Source organism: Amycolatopsis sp. NPDC043887, assembly GCF_056435665.1.
On the sequence record NZ_JBWKEB010000004.1, the window covers coordinates 42,351 to 61,685 of the forward strand.

A 19,335-nucleotide genomic window follows, 5' to 3' on the forward strand; every position below is an offset into this window, starting at 1 on the left:
GGGAGAACATGTTGCCAGGGCGGGAAAACGTCGGCACCGTGGAGGATCTGCACGCGTCGGCGGCGAAACTCACCGGGTTGGACGACTTCGGCGGCGAGGACCATCTCGAAGGTCTCCGCGTGCTGCTGGATTCGTACGCCGGCGAGGCGGGGCTGACCCCGTACGGCAACAAGATCCATCGTGCGTTCCTGCGCGGCGCCCTGGTGGCGAGGTCGTTGAGCGAGGCATCGTGGAAGCAGAATCCTGAGTACGCCGACGTTCCCGTCGACCGGCCGATCTTCGTCACCGGCCTGCCGCGCACGGGGACCACGGCACTGCACCGACTGCTCACCGAGGACCCGGCGCACCAGGGGCTGGAAGTCTGGCTGACCGAAGTGCCGCAACCGCGTCCGCCGCGCGAGACCTGGGTGGCGAACCCGGTCTTCCAAGGCATACAGGCGGGTTACGAGAAACACCACGTCGAACATCCCGAGTTCATGGGCCTGCACCATATGTCCGCCGATCAGGTCGAGGAATGCTGGCAGCTCCTGCGGCAGTCGCTGAAATCGGTGTCCTACGAATGCCTCGCGCACGTGCCCTCGTACTCGCGCTGGCTGGACGGGCAGAGCTGGACCGACGCCTATCGCAGGCATCGGCGCAACCTGCAGCTCATCGGCCTGCCGGACGCCGGACGACGCTGGGTGCTCAAGAACCCGAGCCATCTCTTCGCGCTCGACGCGCTGTTGGAGGTGTACCCGGACGCGCTGATCGTCCAGACCCATCGCGCGCCGAGCACGATCGTCGCGTCGGTGTGCAGCTTGAACGAGCAGGCGTCGGCGGGCTGGTCCGACGTCTTCCGCGGCGACGTGATCGGCCGCAGCCAGCTGGACCTCTGGGCGCGCGGTGCGGAAAAGTCTTTGGAGGCAAGGAAACGGCACAACCCGGCACAGTTCTGCGATGTCCGGTACGAGGATTTCGTCGCCGACCCGATCGGTACGGTCGAGGACGTCTACCGGCATTTCGGGCTGCCGCTGAGCGACGCCGCCCGGGACGCGATGACCGTGGTGCACGCCGAAAGCCGTTCCGGGGAAAGGAAACCCTTGCACCGGTACGACCTCGCGGACTTCGGCCTCACCGCGGGCGAGGTCGACGAACGCTTCTCGGCCTACCGCGCCGCCTACGCCCTCTGATCCCCCGCATTTAGTCCTCTGAATGCGGTAGTCGCACGCGCAAGGACCGCATTCAGAGGACTAAATGCGGCAGGTCAGAAGCCGGCGGCGCGCTGGGAAGGCAGGCCGCGCGTCGTGATCCCGCGCAGGACCTCGACCCGGTCCGAACCCGGCCGCCCGAGCACCCAACTCGACCCCGGAACCTCCTTGGCCCGCTTCTTCAGCGGCGCCAGGAGCCGGGACGCGTCCTTGTAGGACCGGATCGCGCCGTGCCCGCACACCAGGGTCGCCAGCGAAACCGTCACCGGCAGCCCGTCGGCCGACCACGCCGTGTCCAGCAGCGCGGCGGCGACCGTGCCGATCTCGTCGACGTCGCAGGCGATCAGGAAGTCGTCCCCGCCGACGTGGCTGACGCGCATCCGGCGCAGCCGGGCCTCCAGGTCGGTGAGAGTCCGGCCGAGCGTGCGGATCAGGTCGTCGCCCGCGGCGAACCCGGCGGTGTCGTTGACCGTCTTGAACGAATCGACGTCCAGCCAGGCCGCGACGAACGGCTCCCGCGCGTTGATCCGGCGGTCGACGTCCCTGGCGACGGCGTCGCTACCCGGCAGGCGGGTCAGAGGGCTCAGCGAGACCGCCTCCTCGACCTTCGCCTCCGCGACCCCGCGGACGACCTCGTTCACCAGCACCACGCCGACACACCGGCCGCGGTCGTCGACCACCACGACGTCGTCGCCGGTCCGGCCCCAGTCCGCGTCGGTGACCAGTTCGAGGAATTCGAGCGCGCTCGCGTCGGCGTGGATCGTGTGCGGCCGGTCGGCGAGCCGCGACGCCGGCCGTTTGGCGTGCAGGGCGTGGCCGTACAACCCGGTGACCGCGACCAGGAACCGGGTCCGGTCGATCGACCACTGTGGACGGTGCCGGTCGTCGATGCCGACGATGCCGCTCGGCCCGTCCGCTGCGGCCAGTACCTCGCGCACGTCGTCACAGGTCGCGTCTTCCGGCAGCGTGGTCGCGGGCCGGAGGAAGTCGCCGACGCGGCGGGCGCGGGCGGTGCCGGGGATGAACGGTCCGGGCGCGTCCGGCGCGGGCAGCGGCGCGTGGTCGCCGTCCGGCGGGGCGAGCAGGTTGCCCTGCGCGATCCGCACGCCGAGCCGCCGCGCGGACTCCAGCTGTTCGGTGGTTTCGAGCCCGGTCGCCACCAGGCGGTTGTCGGTGCGCGACGCGAAGTGCAGCACCGACTCGACCACCGCGACGGCGGCCGGGTCGTGCGGCAGGCCGCGCAGCACGCTGCGGTCCAGTTTCACCAGGTCGACGGGCGCCGAAGCGAGCAGCGTGAGCGGGAGGTCGCCGCGGCCGAGGCCGTCGAGCGCGAGCCGGAACCCGACTTCGGTGAGCCGCCGCATGCCGGTGAGCAGCAGGTCGGCGGGGATCTGCGTGAACGGCGGCCCGATCTCCAGCACGACGTCCCTGGTCCGGCGGCCCGCCAGGCTGAGCGCGTCGGTCAGCGGGTCGAACTGCGACGGCGGTGCCGCGACCGTCCGCGCGGACAGGTTCAGGTGCAGGGGGAGGGTGGCCTGCGGTTCGCGCAGCTGCCGGACGGCTTCGGCGGCCAGGCCGACGTCGACCTCGGCCAGCCTGCCGCTGCGCCGGGCGTCGGCGAGCAGTTCGCGGGCGGTGCCGCGGCCTGGCCTTGCCAGTGCTTCGAACGCGACGACGCCACCGGTGTGCAGGCTGTACAACGGCTGGTAAGCGAAGCGGACAGCGATCTGCAACGTCACAAGCGAATATTCGCTTGTGACGTTACGAAACGAAATACGTGTCAACTGATGTTCATCGTGAAGGCACCTGGGTTACCTAGAACGGCGTAACGCACGCCACCCGATCAGGTGTTTTCTTACTGGCCATGGTGACATCCGGAAAAGTGCCGACATCGCTTCGGCGGTATCCGAAACATCTTCGCGACCGCTGGTGAATGCCCGCTGGAGCGGGATGGGCAACGTGAAGAACTGATCGAAGAACACCGGGACCAGTTCGGGCGGCATCCCGCACAGTGCCCGCAGCCCGTGCCGCCGCAATCCGTGCACGGCGCGTGCCGAGGACGGCCACAGCGCCCGGTGCGCGGCCGACGCCGCGGCGGCGGGACCTCGATCCCAAGCCCGGACCACGGCGTCGGCCACCGGTTCCGCGAGCCGGATCGACGTCGCGACGCTGTACCCGGTCGCCGGATGCACCAGGGCGGCGGCGGTCCCGAACGGCACGGTCCGGCCGCGTCGCGGCACCGGCACGTCGAGCACTATCCGCACGCGTTCCTCGCGCCCGCGCGACGTCAGCCCGACGGCCCTCAGACGGGCTCGCAGCCGTGCCGCCAGGACGTCGAGTGGCAGGCCGGGTCTGCGGGCCAGCGAGGTCTCCTCGACCAGGACGGTGCCGTCGCCGAGCGGCAGTACATAGAGGAATCCGGACTCGGTCTCCCGCCAGTCCATGAACACGGCGGTGTCGGGGTCGTCGACCAGCCGCAGCGCGTCCTCGGCTGGGAGAACGGCGCCGAACGCCGTCTGTTCGTACCGGTCGCCTCGCGGCCGGACACCGGACGCGTCGACGTACAGCCCGGTCGCGAGGGTTCGCCCGTCATCGAGGCGCACCGACGAACCCTGTCCGCCGTGGTCCACGCCGGACACCGTCCCCCCGACGACGTCGTAGGCACCGTCGAGCCACCGTCGCAGGCCGGCGTTGTCCAGCACCAGGTAGCGGCGACCCAGGACGTGCGGCCTGGTCCCGAAGGCGAGCGTGGTCGAAGGCGCGCACGCGACGGCGCTCGCGGGCAGCGCGGGCAGTTCGTCGGCGAACAACCCGTAGGTCGCCCGCCAGCGTCGGCCCGGCGCCGGGTCGACGAGGACCGTCTCCAGGCCGCGCCGGGCGCAGGCACGCGCGAGCGCCCGTCCGGCCGGGCCCCCGCCCGCGATCACCACGTCCGCCACCTGGGCATCTCATCATGCCGCCGCGACGGATACGGTGTGACGCATGGAACAGACGGACCCGAGGGCGTGGCGGCGCGATCCGGAGAGCGCGAACGCCGGGTTCAGCGATCTCGCCACGAGCCCGTTCCGGATCGACCGGGACCGGATCGCCGCTTCGCCGTTCTTCGCCCGGCTCGGCGGCGTGACACAGGTCGTCAGCGCCGGGGGCGCCGGGTTGCTGCACAACCGGCTCACGCACAGCCTCAAGGTCGCGCAGGTCGCGCGCGCCATCGCCGAGCGGATCAACGCGAGCAGCGATTCCGCCGAACTCGCCGCGAAACTGGGCGGCTGTGATCCGGACGTCGCCGAGGCCGCCTCGCTCGCGCACGATCTGGGACATCCGCCGTTCGGCCACCTCGGCGAGCAGACCCTGGACCGGATCGCCCGCCACCGCTTCGGCCTCGCCGACGGTTTCGAAGGCAACGCGCAGTCGTTCCGGATCATCACCACCACCGACGTACGCGGTCCGTCCGCGTCCGGGCTCGACCTCACCACGGCGGTGCGCGCCGCGGTGCTGAAGTACCCGTGGGCGCGGTTGCACGTGCCCGATCCGCACCCGACGTCGATGCCCGTCCAGCCACGCGGCGCTGCCGAGCCGGCCGACGCCCCCGGCACCGGTGCGAGCAAGTTCTCCGCCTACAGCACCGAACTCGACGACTTCACTCAGGCGCGGGCCCCGTTCGACGGCCGGATCGAACCCTGGCAGCAGACCGTCGAAGCGTCCGTGATGGACACCGCCGACGACATCGCCTACGCCATCCACGATCTCCAGGACTTCCACCGGATCGGTGTGCTGCAGCACGCGCCGGTCGCCGCCGAGTTCTCCGGCTGGGTCGACCACGCGCTGGAGCTGGCCGGGCTGGACAACGCGACCTTGACCGCGGAACGGCGGCTGCCCGGCCGTTCGCTGGAACGGCTGCGCCGCCGAATGCACGCGAAGGACGGCTGGATCGTCGACGACGACGCCTTCACCAGTGCCGTCGCCCGTGTCCGCGCCGAACTCGTCGACGGCCTGCTCGCCACCGGCTTCGACGGTTCCATCGAGGCCGAGCAGGCCACCGCCGCCTTCTCCGCGAAGTGGACCGCGCGGCTCGTCGACGGCGTCCAGGTGGTGGCCTCGCCTTCGACCCGGACAGGCCATCTCACGCTGCGTCCCGCCCAGTGGCACGAGGTGCAGGTGCTGAAATTCGTGCACCGGCGGTTCGTGCTGCTGCGCCCGGAACTCGCGCTGCACCAACGCGGACAGGCGAGCCTGGTGACCACGCTGGTCGACGCGCTCGACGCGTGGCTGCTCGATCGCGACGAGTTCTACCGGCTCCCGCGACGGCTGCACGACTTGGTGGAATTGGCGCAGTCCGAGTTCTCCGCGCTGGCGCGGACGTCACCGGAACTGCTCATCGGAGCGACCGGGGAGCCGGTCACCGGTGCCGACGCCGTACGCGGTCTGGCGCGCGGGCGGGCGGTCGTCGATTTCGTGGCGTCGCTGACGGACAAGCAGGCGGTGACCCTTTTGGACGGCTTGTCGGGCCGTGCTTCCCAGCCCTGGTCGGACTCGTTCGTCCTGTAACGACGCGATTCCCCTGAACGGCCTACGAGCTGCGGCCGAAACCGGAAAATACCCATCCGACGTCACCCGAACGGCGACTGCCGCCGGTGCACGCCCGGTACTTAGCTTGATCCAGCCGGTGATCGCCGGCGTCGGTCAGCGTGAGTCGGGGCACGCGCCTAGGAATCGGAGGCGCACGTGCGTCCAACCCGTTCTAGTAGGAGAAGAAGAAGGATCCTGACCGCGGGCACCGCTGCCCTCGTCACCGCGCTCGGCCTGGTGAGCCCGCCCGTCGCGGCGGCGGAAAGCGGTGGGTCCCCGGACGCGTTCTCGGCGAACACCGTCCGGCAGATCGAGGCACTGCAGTCGATCAAGAAGAGCCAGAACGCCGGCGAGTCCAAAGTGGACAGCCGACTGCTCGTCGAACAGAAACTCCGCGCACAGCGGATGTCGGCCTCCGCGGTTCCCGCACTGGGGTCTGGGGCGAACGTCTCCGCGGCCGGCACCGTACTCGTGGACATCCGGGGCCAGGTCTCGGAAGAACTCCTCAAGGGACTGCGTGAATCCGGTGCGGGGATTCGCGCGGTGTCCGAGCGCTACGGCAGTGTGCGCGCCGAGGTTCCGCTGAACGCCGTCCCGGCGATCGCGGCCCGCGCCGACGTCAAGAAGGTCGAGACCGCCAACGAGGCGTTCACCGCCCGCCAGCTCGCCGAGCCCGCCACCGCGGGCAAGCGGGAAAGCAAGGAAGAGAAGGCCGCCCGGATCGCGGACGAGCTGAAGAAGGCCGTCGACGCCAAGGGACAGGCCGGTATCGCGGCCGGACCGGTCAACAGCGAGGGCGATCGAGCGCACAACGCCGACACGGCGCGCCAGCAGTTCGGCGTCACCGGGGTGGGCACCAAGATCTGCGCGCTGTCCGACGGGATCGACTCGCTCGCGACCTCGCAGGCGCGCGGCGAACTCCCGGCGGGCGTCGACGTGATCCCCGGTCAGGAAGGCGATGGCGACGAGGGCACCGCGATGCTCGAGATCATCCACGATCTCGCGCCGAACGCGGCGCTCGGTTTCGCCAGCGCGTTCAACTCCGACGCCAGCTTCGCCGACAACATCCGCAAGCTGCGGTTCGACGCGGGCTGCGACGTCATCGTCGACGACGTCCTGTACTTCAAGGAATCGCCGTTCCAGGACTGGATCATCGCCCAGGCCGTGAACGACGTTACCGCCGATGGCGCGCTGTACTTCTCCTCGGCCGGTAACGAGGGCAACGTCACCGACGGCACCTCGGGTCACTGGGAAGGCGACTTCGTCGACTCAGGCAAGGGCGTCGGCAAATACGCCGGTACCGCGCACAACTTCGCCGGTGCCGCGGGCAACCAGATCTTCCAGCCGCTCTCGAGCGCGTCGGGCCGGGTGCCGGTCACGTTGTTCTGGTCCGACCCGCTTGGCCGCTCGAACAACGACTACGACCTGTACCTGCTGAACCAGGCGGGCAACGTCGTCGACTTCAGCCAGGACGTCCAGACCGGCACCCAGGACCCGTACGAGCGGGTGGACACCACGGGCGTCGCCGGACTGCGGCTGGCCATCGTCAAGTTCTCCGGTGAGGGCCGCTACCTTTCGCTGTCCGCGTTGCGCGGCCGGTTCACCGATTCGGCCGACGGTCTCAAGGCCTACACCAAGCCCGGCGTGACCGTCGGTCACTCGGCCGCGCGGGACGCGTTCAGTGTCGCGGCGGCACCGGCCGCGAAGGCGTTCCCCCGACCCCTCGAACCGGGCGACCCGGCCAACCCCGCCGGTCCGTTCCCCGGCGCGTTCGGCGTGACCACGAAGGTCGAACGGTTCACTTCGGACGGTCCGCGGCGGATGTTCTACCAGGCCGACGGCACGCCGATCACCCCGGGCGACGTGTCCGGGACCGGTGGTGAGGTCCGCGCCAAGCCGGACATCACCGCGGCCGACGGCGTCTCCACCAGCGTCACCGGCTTCACCACGTTCTACGGCACGTCGGCCGCCGCGCCGCACGCCGCCGCGATCGCGGGCCTGGTGCTCTCGGGCAACCCGGGGCTGCCCCCGGCCGACGTACGCGAGGCGCTGATCAACACCGCCGTCGACATCCTCGCCCCCGGCCGCGACAACTCCAGCGGCGCGGGCGTCATCCTCGCCGACAAGGTGCTCGCCTACACCGGCGCCAGCCCGCAGCCGCTCGCGTCCGCGGGCCAGCCGACGGTCACCCCTGCCGACGGCGGCTCCGCGCTCGACCCGGGCGACACCGCCAAGGTGACCCTGCCGGTGACCAACCGCGGCGACGGCACCGCGACGTCCACCAGCGTCGTGCTGTCCAGCCCGACCCCCGGTGTCACGGTGGCGCCGCGGTCGAAGTCGTACGGCACGATCAGCCCCGGGCAGACCGGCGTGAACGACTTCACCATCACCGTTCCCGCCACGCAGGAACTCGGTGTGCCGGTGGTGCTGAACGCGCGCGTGACCTTCGCGGGTTCGTACTCGCCGACCACGTCCACGTTCTCGCTGCCGGTCGGCACCCCGTCGCCGGTGACGCAGAACTTCGCCTACGCCGGTGACGCGGTGGCGATCCCGGACAGCGACCCGACCGGCGTGACCGTGCCGATCACGGTGAGCGGGGTCGGGCGCGCGTCGAAACTGACGTTCTCGGTGGACGGCGCGACCTGCAACACCGACCAGACCTCGACGACCGTGGGCATCAACCACTCGTACGTCGGCGACCTGGTCGGCACGCTGACGTCGCCCTCGGGTGCGAAGGCGACTGTGTTCCAGCGCAGCGGCGGCTCGGGCAACAACCTGTGCCAGGTCGTCTTCGCCGACAACGCGGCCATCGCGTTCAGCTCGGTGAGCGCGGCGAACGCGCCGTTCACCGGCACCTACAAGCCGGCGCAGGCGCTCGGCGGCCTGGCCGCCGGTGCCGCCGACGGCACCTGGAAGTTCACCGCGGTGGACGTCGCCGGTGGCGACACCGGGTCGATCCGCGCGATCTCCTTGCACATCAACGGTTTCGTTCAGCCCGGTGTGGCGGAGCGCCCCGCGGGTGTCGGGAAGTCGGTGGGGCGCGGGCCGGTGAAGCCGGTCTAGTTGTTTCGCTGTGCGCGTGAAGGCGTGACTCACGTGATCAGAGACCGCACTCGCGTGCTTGAAGGCGGAACTCGCGTGCTTGGAGGCCGCACTCGTGAGTTCCGCCTTCAAGCACGCGAGTTCCGTGCTTAAGCACGCGAGTGCGGTGTTGCCGATCCGGCCGGGCCCCGTACGTTGGACCCATGGCGAGGGAGCGGCAGGTAGCGGGCGGGGGACGGGCGGTCGAGGTCGCGCCGGATCGCCTCGAAGGGTGGTACGCCCGCTTCGCCGTCCGCAACGAAGGCGTCCGCTCGACAGAACTGAAGCCGGACACCGTCACGGTCGTCGCGGACAACGGCGTAGTCGCCGTCGCGACCGTCCCTTTCGGACCGCTGAACGCCGAAGGAACCGTGCCAGGTCTCGCCGTCGGCCCGCTCATCGAACACGCGCTGACCTCACGGAGGATCGCGCTCTTGCTGGTGCGCCGTGGCGGGCACAGCGTCGGGATCGCGCGCGGGGGAGTGGTCGTGCAGTCCAGGACTGACCGCCATCTCGTCCAGGGCCGGTCCGCGGCGGGCGGCTGGTCTCAGCAGCGGTTCGCGCGGCGGCGGGAAGGGCAGGCGCGCTCAGCGCTCCGTTCCGCCGCGGACGACGCTTTCGAGGTGCTCGTCCCGCAACTGTCCGAAGTGGACGCCGTCGTACTCGGCGGGGATCGCCGCGCCCTGGAATCCCTGCGCGAGGACAAGCGTCTGGCGCCGTTGTTCCAGCGTGCCGAGGCCCGCGCCCTCGACATCGCCGAACCGCGCCGCACGGTGCTCGAAGACGCGGCGGAGCGGGCTGTCGCGGTCGAAATCACCCTGTCCGGGCCGTGACGTCGGGCACGGTCGGATAAAACCGTTCGACACCGGCCCGTACACTGATCGTGTGGACATCCTCTTGGAGTAGCTCCTCGTCTGCCCGACGGCAGACGAGTCGAAGCTGTCCGCTCATCCACCCCTTGTACCGGGAGTTCCCGTGATCACGGCCACTGGCCTGCAGCTGCGCGCAGGTTCGCGCATTCTGCTCGACGACACCAACGTCCGCATCCAGCAGGGCGACCGCATCGGCCTGGTCGGCCGCAACGGCGCCGGCAAGACCACCTCGCTCAAGGTGCTGGCGGGGGAGGGTGAGCCGTACGCGGGCGAGGTCCGCCGCAGCGGCGAGCTCGGCTATCTTCCGCAGGACCCGCGCGAGGGCGACCTGTCCGTCACCGCGAAAGACCGCGTGCTCTCCGCGCGCGGCCTCGACACCTTGCTGCGCAACATGGAAAAAGCGCAGACCGCGATGTCGGAGCTGGCGGACGAGAAGGAACGCGACAAGGCGGTCAACCGCTACAGCCGTCTCGAGGAGCGCTTCGCGTCCCTCGGCGGATACGCCGCCGAGAGCGAGGCCGCACGGATCTGTTCCAACCTCGGCCTGGCCGACAGGGTGCTCGAACAGACACTGCAGACGCTCTCGGGTGGTCAGCGCCGCCGTGTGGAGCTGGCCCGGATCCTGTTCGCCGCCGCCGAGGCGGGCGCGGGCGGCAAATCCGAGACGATCCTGCTGCTCGACGAGCCCACCAACCACCTCGACGCAGACTCCATCAACTGGCTCCGCGGCTTCCTGAAGCAGCACGACGGCGGTCTCGTGGTCATCAGCCACGACGTCGAACTGCTCGCGGACGTCGTCAACAAGGTGTGGTTCCTCGACGCGACCCGCGGTGAGCTCGACCTCTACAACATGGGCTGGCAGCGGTACCTCGACGCGCGGGCCACCGACGAGAAGCGCCGCCGCCGCGAGCGCGCGAACGCCGAGAAGAAGGCGTCCGCGCTGCAGCAGCAGGCCGCCAAACTGGGGGCCAAGGCTACGAAGGCCGTGGCGGCCAAGAACATGGCCCGCCGTGCCGAGCAGATGCTCTCCGCGCTCGACGAGACCCGGCAGGCCGACAAGGTCGCCCGGATCAAGTTCCCCGAGCCCGCCCCCTGTGGCCGGACGCCGCTCACCGCGGAGGGACTCTCGAAGTCCTACGGTTCGCTCGAGATCTTCACCGGAGTCGACCTCGCCATCGACCGCGGGTCGAAGGTCGTCGTGCTCGGATTGAACGGTGCCGGAAAGACGACATTGCTCCGGCTGCTCGGCGGAATGGAAACTCCGGATACCGGCGAGACCATTCCAGGTCACGGATTGCGTCTGGGCTATTACGCACAGGAACACGAAACTCTCGACCACGACGCGTCCGTGTGGGAAAATATCCGTCACCTCGCGCCGGACACCGGAGCGCAGGAGTTGCGGAACCTTCTCGGTTCGTTCCTGTTCACCGGCGAGCAGCTCGATCAGCCCGCCGGCACGCTCTCGGGCGGCGAGAAGACGCGGCTCGCGCTCGCCGGACTGGTATCCAGCGCTGCCAACGTTTTGCTGCTCGACGAGCCGACGAACAACCTGGATCCGGCCAGCCGTGCCCAGGTCCTGGACGCCTTGCGCAGCTTCGCCGGAGCCGTCGTCCTGGTGACACACGACCCGGGCGCGGTCGAGGCGCTGGAGCCGGAACGCGTGATCCTCCTGCCGGACGGAACCGAGGACCATTGGTCGGCGGATTATCTGGAACTTGTCCAGCTTGCGTGAGGCCTGCGTCCGTTCGGGTGCTTGATCGATGCCATCCGGCCACTGAAATGGCCCAATGTGATCGCGGTTTCAGCAGTTTTGCGCTCGTCGTCTGGCATTCCGGCGCTCAGTGTTCGATCATTGCGGCGACAGGGGCCGTTATGTGGCCCAGAACACTCTCGGCTGGAAGGCGATCGACGTGGCTGATCTCAAGAAAGGCGCGCGGATCACCGGCAACACGCGTGACAAGCTGGCCGCTGACCTGAAGAAGAAATACGAGAAGGGCTCGAGCATCCGCGCTCTCGCGGAGTCCACGGGTCGCTCGTACGGGTTCGTGCACCGGGTCCTCTCGGAGTCCGGCGTCCAGTTGCGCGGCCGTGGCGGTGCCACCAGGGTCAAGAAGAAGTAGTCACGAGGAAGTAGCGGACTGCTGCGCGGGGGGCGCAGTTCCCTTTCCAGGGACCGCTGTTTCACGGGTTTCCGCGGCCAGGAAGGCCAACCTGGCACCGAGCAGGACCAGCGGATACACCAGGTAGCCGTACCTCGTCGCCGGAGTGAGCATGATCAGCGCGACGAGCCCGACGGCCATGCGCAGCAACGCGTCCGAGCCGGTCGCGGGCGGGCGGCGCAGCAGCCAGACCAGGATCGCGACGGCAGCGATCCCGAGCAGCGCGAAGGAAACCGCCGTGCCCACCGGGCCGAGTGAGGCGATGAGGTGGCCGGGCAACGGGCTCGCCGCCGGTGACTTGATCACGCCGATTCCCAGCGGGAAGCGGAAGACGTGCTCGACGAACGCCTTGGGGTCGGCCAGATAGACGGGGACGTGCAGGACGAGGGTCGTCACCACGAGTGCCGCGGCGAATCCGCCCAGTGCGCGAGGGCCACGCCGCGTGATCAACAAGACACCCAGCACCACGATCGCGGGCGCGACGATGAGTTTCGCGCTGACCACCAATGCCAGCACCAGGCCCGACAGGACCGCGCGGCCGGTCGAGGCCAGCGCGAAGGACAGCACCAGCAGGCCGACGATGGCCAGATCCGGGCCGGCGACCGCCCAGGTCAGTGCTGTCAGCGGGCAGGCGAGCGCGAGTTGCGCGGCGCTGACCGGGATTTTCGGCCACTTCAGCAGCCGCAGCGTCAGCAGCACACACGCGACGGCCGCCAGCGCGAACATCCAGCGCGCGTCGGTGAGGGCGTTCGCGACCGGTCCACCGCCGAACAGGGCACGCGGCAGACCGAAGACGGTCATCACCGGACCGTATGGCGTGTAATCGTTTACTTCCACTGCGCGACCGAGCGTGGTGACGTCGACGTACGGGGTGCCGTTCTCCAGAAGGAGTTTCGCCGACCGTTCGATCACCCAGACCTCGGGCTGCGCGGCCCAGGAGTTCGGTGTGACGAGCCAGTCCACTCCGGTCAGACGGCGAATGACGAGCATTCCCAAGGGAAGGATCATGGCGAACAGGCCGATCGCCCCGATGCCGATCCACCGCGAACCGAGCGCGCCGGGCAGCTGCTTGCCGCGCCGGGCGGCGGCCAGCAGCCAGCCGGAGTGGACAACGGCGAGGCCGTAACCCGCTACAGCGAAGTTCGCCCACACGCGATAGCCGTAGAACTCCGCGACGGCCGTGTTCGCGACGGCGAAGATCAGGCAGCCCGTGTAGAAGACCAGGTCGATGGTCAGTCGTCGCCGGTCTGGGTCCTTGGTCACCGGCTCAGGCTACCGACGCGGCCACCTTCGCCGGAAAGAGGACGCGGAAACCGGGAAGCATCCGGTGTGCTCCGGTGTTGGTCATGCTTATATCCGGGAAAACTCTCGACTAATATCGAGGTTTTGGGGGCGAAGAGAGGGTTCTCATGGACAACACGTGGACGCTGATGAACTCGGCGATGAAGTCCGCCGACGTTCCGAAGGGGCTGCACAAGGGCACGCTCCGCCGCGTCGCACGGTTCGCCAGGCCGCATTGGCGAAGGTTGCTGATATTCCTGGTGCTCACCGTCGTCTCGGCGGTACTGGCGGTGAGCACGCCGGTGCTGGCCGGGAAGGTGGTCGACGCGATCGTCGGCGGGCACGACGTCGCGCTGGTGGTGTGGCTCGCCGTGGTGATCGCGGCGCTGGCGCTGATCGACGCCGGACTCGGGCTGGCCGAGCGGGCGCAGTCGTCGAGGATCGGGGAGGGGATCATCCTCGACCTGCGGCTCGCGGTGTACCGCCACGTGCAGCGGATGCCGGTCGCGTTCTTCACCCGCACCCGCACCGGCGCACTGGTGAGCAGGCTCAACAATGACGTCATCGGCGCGCAGCGCACGTTCACCGCGACACTGTCCGGTTTGGTCACCAACGTGATCCAGCTCGCGCTGTCGCTCGTGGTCATGGTGACGCTGTCCTGGCAGGTCACCCTGCTGGCGCTGGTGCTGCTGCCGGTGTTCGTCCTGCCGACGCGGCGGCTCGGGCGGCGGATGGCCGCCCTGCAGCGGGAAGCCGGTCAGCTCAACGCGTCGATGACCACGCAGATGACCGAACGGTTCTCCGCGCCGGGCGCGACGCTGGTGAAGCTGTTCGGCGACCCGGAGCGCGAGGCGGGCGAGTTCGGCGCGCGGGCCGGGCGGGTGCGCGACATCGGCGTGCGCACGGCGATGCTGACACGCTGGTTCCTCACCAGCCTGACCACGGTTTCCGCGCTCGCGCAGGCGCTGGTCTACGGTTTGGGTGGCTACCTCGCGCTGACCGGGGCGCTCGCGCCGGGCACCGTCGTGGCGCTGGCGTTGCTGCTGACCAGGCTGTACTCGCCGCTGACCGCGCTGGCGAACGTCCGGGTGGACGTGATGACCGCGCTGGTTTCGTTCGAGCGCGTCTTCGAGGTGCTCGACCTCAAGCCGATGATCGAAGAGAAGCCGGAACCGCGCCGCGTTCCCGAAGGCCCGGTCTCGGTGGAGTTCGCGGACGTCCGGTTCGGCTACCCCGCGGCGGACCGGTACTCGCTGGCGTCGCTGGAGGATGTGTCCACTTTGGATCACCGGGGTGGTGAGGAGGTACTGCACGGCATCAGCTTCCGCGCCGAACCCGGGCAGATGGTGGCGTTGGTCGGTTCGTCGGGCGCGGGCAAGTCGACGATCGCCTCACTGCTGCCGCGTCTCTACGACGTCGACGCCGGATCGGTCAAACTGTCTGATGTGGACGTTCGAGATCTGGGTTTCGCCTCGCTGCGGGAGACCGTCGGCGTGGTGACCCAGGACGGGCACCTCTTCCACGACACGATCCGCGCGAACCTCGAGTACGCGCGGCCCGGGGTCGCCGACGCCGAGATCTGGGCGGCGCTGGAGAAGGCGCGGCTGGCCGAGCTGATCCGGGAACTGCCGGACGGGCTGGAGACCGTGGTGGGGGAGCGGGGTTACCGGCTCTCCGGCGGGGAGCGGCAGCGGCTGACCATCGCCCGGCTGCTGCTCGCGCAGCCGAAGGTCGTCGTCCTCGACGAGGCGACCGCGCATCTGGACTCGCAGTCCGAGGCGGCCGTGGGCGAGGCGCTGACCGACGCGCTCGACGGGCGGACCGCGCTGGTCATCGCGCACCGGTTGTCGACGGTCCGGGCGGCCGACCAGATCCTGGTGATCGAGCACGGGGAGATCGTCGAGCGGGGAACGCACGACGACCTTCTCGCGCGGGAAGGGCGCTACGCGGCGCTGTACCTGACGCAGTTCTCGGAGGAGTCCGCGGCCGCGTGACCCTCGGGTGGGTCGTGAGTGGCGATTCGGGTTAGAACCCGAATCGCCACTCACGACCGCAGGGCGCGGAAGGTCGCGTTCACCAGCGCCATCTTCCGCGGATCGTCCCGCATCAGCGGGCCCATCCGGTTCATCGTGTAGCCGAAGGCGATCCCGCTTTCGGGATCCGCGCCACCGGACGAGCCGCCGAACCCGTCGTGCCCGAACGCGCGCGGGTTCGGCCCGAAGCCGCGTTCCTCGCTGCCGAGGTAGAACCCCAGCGCCCATTCGTTGCCCAGCCCGCCGACGACGTCGGCCTCGCGGCCCTGTCCTTCACGGGCGGTCGCGAGCGCTCCGGCCGAGAGCAGGCGCCCGGAGGCGAGCGCGCCGTAAATGGTCGCGATGGCCCGGGCGGTGCCGTGACCGTTCAAGGCGGGCAGGATCGCGCGCCGCCACGCGGGATCGTTGGCGTCACGGCCTTGTACGCGCGGGTTCGCCAGCGCCGCGAGGGCGACCGGGCCTGCGTTGGTGAACGCCTGGGTCAGCGCGGTCGTCATCTCGGCGCTGAGCACGGGCTCGACGAGGGTGGAGCAGCGCGCCAGATCGGCGTCGGAGTCCAGGCCGATCCGGAAGTCCGCGTCCAGCGGGCCGGCGATGTGCCCGGCGAAGTACGCGCGGACGTCCTGCCCGCTCACCCGGCGGATCACCTCGCCGACGAGGAACCCGAACGACAGCGCGTGGTAGCCGCTGGCGGTGCCCGGTTCGAAGAGCGGCGCCTGCGCGGCGAGCAGTCCGGTGATGTGGTCCCAGTCGTACAGTTCCTTCACCGTCACCGGCCGGTCGAAGCCGACCCCGGTCACCCCGGAGCGGTGCGAGAGCAGCCAGCGCACCGGGATCTCCCGCTTGCCCGCCGCCGCGAACTCCGGCCAGTACTTCGCGACCGGCGCGTCGAGCTCGAGCAGTCCGGCGTCGGCGAGGTGGTGAGCGCAGAGCGCGGTCATGCCCTTGGTGGTCGACCAGACGTTGGTGAGCGTGTCCGCCCGCCACGGGGTCGTCCGGTCCGGATCGGCCCAGCCGGCCCAGAGATCGACCACGGTCTCGCCGTGCCGCGTCACCGAGAACGCGGCGCCGATCTCGTCGCGTTCGGCGAAGTTCTCCTCGAAGGCGGCGCGGACGGGTTCGAAGCCCGCCGCGCACTCGCCGTGGATCTCGGGCATGGCACGGACCTCCTGCGGACACCGACCGGTCGGTATGTGACCGTAGAAGCGCCGCGCGGACGAGTCAAGGGACTCGTCCGCGCGGTAAAGAACTAGCGGAGAGCGGGAACCCGCGCGCCGTACTTGGCCAGCAGCGCGGCGTTGGCCTCGTCGCCACCGTCCACGTTGGAACTGCGCCACAGCGGGATGTCGACGCCCTGCGCCGCACCGAGGTCGACGACCTCGGCGAGCACGAGGTTCCACAGGAACGCGTTGATCACCGTGGACAGCGGCGCGGTCCGCGGCGCTTCCGGCGGGTAGCTCGCGTCCCCGGGACGGACGTGGGAGTCGAGCACGATGGTCGCCTCCTCGAGCAGCGTCGTGGCCGCGCGTTTGGGCGCCTTGGCCACCGACGCGGCCGAACTCACCGCGATGACCGCTGCCCCGCGCTTCCGGGCACCGGCGGCCAGTTCGACCGGGTACGGGTTGACCCCCGAGGTCGAGAACACCACGAGTACGTCGTCCGGGCCCGGCGCGCGCTCGGCCAGCACCTCTTCGGCCAGCCCGGAGCGGCGCTCGGTCTTGGTGCTGTGCTGCGCGCCGTGCAACGGCAGCAGTTCGGGGTGGTAGACCGGGTACACACAGGCGAGCCCACCCGCCCGGTAGAAGGTCTCGGCGACCGCGGCCAGTGAATGTCCGGCCCCGGCGGTGAACACCAGGGCGTCCGCCCGGATGACCCCCAGGATCAGCTCGGCCGACTTCCGGATCTGCTCCGCGTTACCCCGTTCGGCCTCAGCGAGCCGTTCGGTGACGCCTGCACAACGTTCGGTGGTGCTCACCACATCCGCCCTTCCGTCTGGAGATCAGCGACGAATGTATCGCGTGGACCAATGGCCGAAGTGGAATACATCGGGTCATGATCGAGGTTGACCCGATCACTGCGGCCGGGGTTTCGGAGACTGGAGGGTCCAGGGTGAGCGAGGCTGATCCCGCGGTGCGGACTTGGCGAGTACGCGGCCGGGTGAAAGGCGTGGTGCTGGTCCTGCACGGCGGCGCGGAGCACAGTCATGCCCGCGTCGCGCCGTGGCGGCTGGCGTACCAGCGGATGGTGCCGCTGGCGAGGGACGTCCATCGGGCGGGCCGGGCGCACGGGGTCGAGGTGAGGCTCCTGCGCAACCGGATCTACGGCTGGAACGACCACGGCACCGACGCGCTCGCCGACGCGCGCTGGGCACTGGAACGCGTCCGCGATGACCATCCGGGGGTTCCGGTGATCCTCGTCGGCCATTCGATGGGCGGGCGGGTCGCCCTGCGCGTCGCCGACGATCCGGCCGTCATCGGCGTCTGCGCGCTGGCACCGTGGACACCACCGGGTGAACCCATCGGTGCCGTCGGCGGCCGTGCCGTGCTCATCGCGCACGGGACCAAGGACCGGATGACCGATCCGGTGGCATCACACGCTTTCGCGGAACGCGCCGAAAAGGTGACGTCGCGATCCGCGCGGTTTGAAATAGGCGGCGAAGGGCACGCGATGCTACGAAGGTCTCGCGTCTGGAACCGTCTCGTACGCGCTTTCACACTCGAGCTGATCGAAGCCGGGGGAACTGACGAAACGCTGAGCGGCGCCTGGGGGCGGCCGAGCTCGGAACGGCTGCGGATCCCGGTCTAGACCGGGCGGGAGGGAGTACTCATGTCCACGTCGAGCGTCGATCGGACGGCCGGTTCGTCCGGCCTGCCCACCCCTGACGAAAACCGGTGGCCCGGACTGGCCACCCCGCCGCATTCCCCGTTCCGGGCGCGGATCGCCGAGCAGTTGTTCCGGCAGGCGGTGCGCCCGCTGAACGTCCGCGTGCGCATGCCCGACGGCTCGCAGCTCGGCGCCGGCGGGCCGGACGCGCCCGAGATGCGGCTCAACCGCCCCGCCGCCTTCTTCCACCGCCTCGGCGTGGACGCGAAGATCGGCTTCGGTGAGGCCTACATGGTCGGCGACTGGACGAGCGACGCGCTCGCCGAGGTGCTGACCCCGTTCGCGGAGCGGATGGCGACGCTCATCCCGCCGCTGCTGCAACGGTTCCGCCGCTTCGTCGACCGCGGCCACCCGGCCGGAGAGGAGAACACCGTCGAGGGCGCGCGGGCGAACATCCATCGCCACTACGACCTGTCCAACGACCTGTTCGGCGCGTTCCTGGACCCGTCGATGATGTACTCGTCGGCGTTGTTCGGCCCGGACGACGACCTCACCGCCGCCCAGCACCGCAAGATCGACAGCGTCCTCGACTACGCCGGGGTCCGCGAAGGCAGCACCGTGCTCGAGATCGGCACCGGCTGGGGCGAACTCTCGATCCGGGCCGCCGCGCGCGGGGCCACGGTCACCTCGCTGACCATTTCCGAGGAGCAGGCGAAGCTGGCGACCGAGCGCATCGCGGCGGCGGGCTTCGCCGACCGCGTCGATGTCCGGCTGTGCGACTACCGCGACTCGACCGGCCAGTACGACGCCGTGGTCAGCGTCGAGATGATCGAAGCGGTCGGGGAAGCGTACTGGCCGACGTTCTTCGAGACCATCGGGAAGCGGCTGAAGCCGGGCGGAAGGCTGGGGCTCCAGGCCATCACCATGGACCACGAACGCATGCTCGCCGCGGCCCGGTCCTACACCTGGGTGCACAAGTACATCTTCCCCGGTGGGCTCATCCCGTCCACGACGTCGGTCGAGCAGGGCATGCTGGCGCACACCAGGCTGAAACTGGAGGGAGTACGCGAGTTCGGCCAGGACTACGCCCGCACGTTGCGGCTGTGGCGGGAGAATTTCAGCCAGCGGTGGGACGAAATCACCGAACTGGGCTTCGACGACGTCTTCAAGCGGACGTGGGAGTTCTATCTGGCGTACTCCGAAGCGGGGTTCCGTTCGGGGTATCTCAAGGTCCACCAGTTCGGATTCGCCGAAAACGGACGGTGATCTCCACCCAACCGATGCGGGGTGCCGGACGTCCTTCACCTAGGGTCTGCGGTTGACTGGGCCCTAC

The 19,335-nt window shown here is 69.7% G+C and carries 14 protein-coding genes; 9 read left to right on the forward strand and 5 right to left on the reverse strand.

The window, feature by feature from the left end:
• Positions 1–8 precede the first annotated feature (8 nt).
• A complete protein-coding gene (locus tag AC069H_RS12380) occupies positions 9–1,169 on the forward strand; it encodes a sulfotransferase family protein (RefSeq protein ID WP_478232304.1) in 1,161 nt (386 codons plus the stop codon).
• Positions 1,170–1,243: 74 nt separating this feature from the next.
• On the opposite strand, the gene AC069H_RS12385 is transcribed toward AC069H_RS12380, so the two are convergent.
• Together AC069H_RS12385 and AC069H_RS12390 are read right to left on the reverse strand one after the other, a co-directional pair.
• Positions 1,244–2,926 carry an EAL domain-containing protein gene (locus AC069H_RS12385; protein ID WP_478227562.1) on the reverse strand — a complete coding sequence of 561 codons (1,683 nt, stop codon included), beginning with the start codon at positions 2,924–2,926 and terminating at the stop codon, positions 1,244–1,246.
• A gap of 72 nt (positions 2,927–2,998) precedes the next feature.
• Positions 2,999–4,126 (reverse strand): lycopene cyclase family protein, encoded by a 1,128-nt coding sequence (locus AC069H_RS12390; RefSeq protein WP_478232305.1) that lies wholly within the window; start codon positions 4,124–4,126, stop codon positions 2,999–3,001.
• A 43-nt stretch (positions 4,127–4,169) separates the two neighbouring features.
• Here AC069H_RS12390 and AC069H_RS12395 point away from each other — a divergent pair, with 43 nt between their 5' ends.
• The 5 genes from AC069H_RS12395 (at position 4,170) to AC069H_RS12415 (ending at position 11,826) form a co-directional block, all read left to right on the forward strand.
• On the forward strand, positions 4,170–5,732 hold the full coding sequence (locus tag AC069H_RS12395) for a deoxyguanosinetriphosphate triphosphohydrolase family protein (RefSeq protein ID WP_478232306.1): 1,563 nt from the start codon (positions 4,170–4,172) through the stop codon (positions 5,730–5,732).
• A 213-nt stretch (positions 5,733–5,945) separates the two neighbouring features.
• Positions 5,946–8,816, forward strand: coding sequence for a S8 family serine peptidase (locus AC069H_RS12400; RefSeq protein WP_478232563.1), 2,871 nt, complete (start codon positions 5,946–5,948; stop codon positions 8,814–8,816).
• Positions 8,817–8,998: 182 nt separating this feature from the next.
• Positions 8,999–9,667 carry an acVLRF1 family peptidyl-tRNA hydrolase gene (locus tag AC069H_RS12405; RefSeq protein WP_478232307.1) on the forward strand — a complete coding sequence of 223 codons (669 nt, stop codon included), beginning with the start codon at positions 8,999–9,001 and terminating at the stop codon, positions 9,665–9,667.
• 142 nt (positions 9,668–9,809) lie between these two features.
• Entirely contained in the window at positions 9,810–11,438 is a 1,629-nt protein-coding gene (locus tag AC069H_RS12410) for an ABC-F family ATP-binding cassette domain-containing protein (RefSeq protein ID WP_126731835.1), read from the forward strand.
• 178 nt (positions 11,439–11,616) lie between these two features.
• Positions 11,617–11,826, forward strand: coding sequence for a helix-turn-helix domain-containing protein (locus AC069H_RS12415; protein WP_003071237.1), 210 nt, complete (start codon positions 11,617–11,619; stop codon positions 11,824–11,826).
• On the opposite strand, the gene AC069H_RS12420 is transcribed toward AC069H_RS12415, so the two are convergent.
• Positions 11,827–13,128 carry a glycosyltransferase family 87 protein gene (locus AC069H_RS12420; RefSeq protein ID WP_478232308.1) on the reverse strand — a complete coding sequence of 434 codons (1,302 nt, stop codon included), beginning with the start codon at positions 13,126–13,128 and terminating at the stop codon, positions 11,827–11,829.
• Positions 13,129–13,274: 146 nt separating this feature from the next.
• On the opposite strand from AC069H_RS12420, the gene AC069H_RS12425 reads away from it, so the two are divergent.
• Entirely contained in the window at positions 13,275–15,140 is a 1,866-nt protein-coding gene (locus AC069H_RS12425) for an ABC transporter ATP-binding protein (RefSeq protein ID WP_478227567.1), read from the forward strand.
• A gap of 50 nt (positions 15,141–15,190) precedes the next feature.
• Here AC069H_RS12425 and AC069H_RS12430 read toward each other — a convergent pair whose 3' ends face one another.
• Entirely contained in the window at positions 15,191–16,336 is a 1,146-nt protein-coding gene (locus AC069H_RS12430; protein WP_478232309.1) for a serine hydrolase domain-containing protein, read from the reverse strand.
• A gap of 92 nt (positions 16,337–16,428) precedes the next feature.
• Entirely contained in the window at positions 16,429–17,157 is a 729-nt protein-coding gene (locus tag AC069H_RS12435; RefSeq protein WP_478227569.1) for a sugar isomerase domain-containing protein, read from the reverse strand.
• Positions 17,158–17,288: 131 nt separating this feature from the next.
• Between AC069H_RS12435 and AC069H_RS12440 the strand changes: the two genes are divergently transcribed.
• Together AC069H_RS12440 and AC069H_RS12445 are read left to right on the forward strand one after the other, a co-directional pair.
• A complete protein-coding gene (locus tag AC069H_RS12440; protein WP_340683070.1) occupies positions 17,289–17,984 on the forward strand; it encodes an alpha/beta hydrolase in 696 nt (231 codons plus the stop codon).
• 21 nt (positions 17,985–18,005) lie between these two features.
• Positions 18,006–19,268: a class I SAM-dependent methyltransferase gene (locus AC069H_RS12445; RefSeq protein WP_478227570.1), complete on the forward strand. Its 1,263-nt coding sequence runs from the start codon at positions 18,006–18,008 to the stop codon at positions 19,266–19,268.
• The last annotated feature ends 67 nt before the right edge of the window (positions 19,269–19,335 follow it).

Coding starts and splice junctions, on each gene's coding strand:
- AC069H_RS12430 (WP_478232309.1), bottom strand. CDS start 16,336: ATGCCCGAGATCCACGGCGAGTGCGCGGCGGGCTTCGAACCCGTCCGC.
- AC069H_RS12405 (WP_478232307.1), top strand. CDS start 8,999: ATGGCGAGGGAGCGGCAGGTAGCGGGCGGGGGACGGGCGGTCGAGGTC.
- AC069H_RS12380 (WP_478232304.1), top strand. CDS start 9: ATGTTGCCAGGGCGGGAAAACGTCGGCACCGTGGAGGATCTGCACGCG.
- AC069H_RS12395 (WP_478232306.1), top strand. CDS start 4,170: ATGGAACAGACGGACCCGAGGGCGTGGCGGCGCGATCCGGAGAGCGCG.
- AC069H_RS12445 (WP_478227570.1), top strand. CDS start 18,006: ATGTCCACGTCGAGCGTCGATCGGACGGCCGGTTCGTCCGGCCTGCCC.
- AC069H_RS12425 (WP_478227567.1), top strand. CDS start 13,275: ATGGACAACACGTGGACGCTGATGAACTCGGCGATGAAGTCCGCCGAC.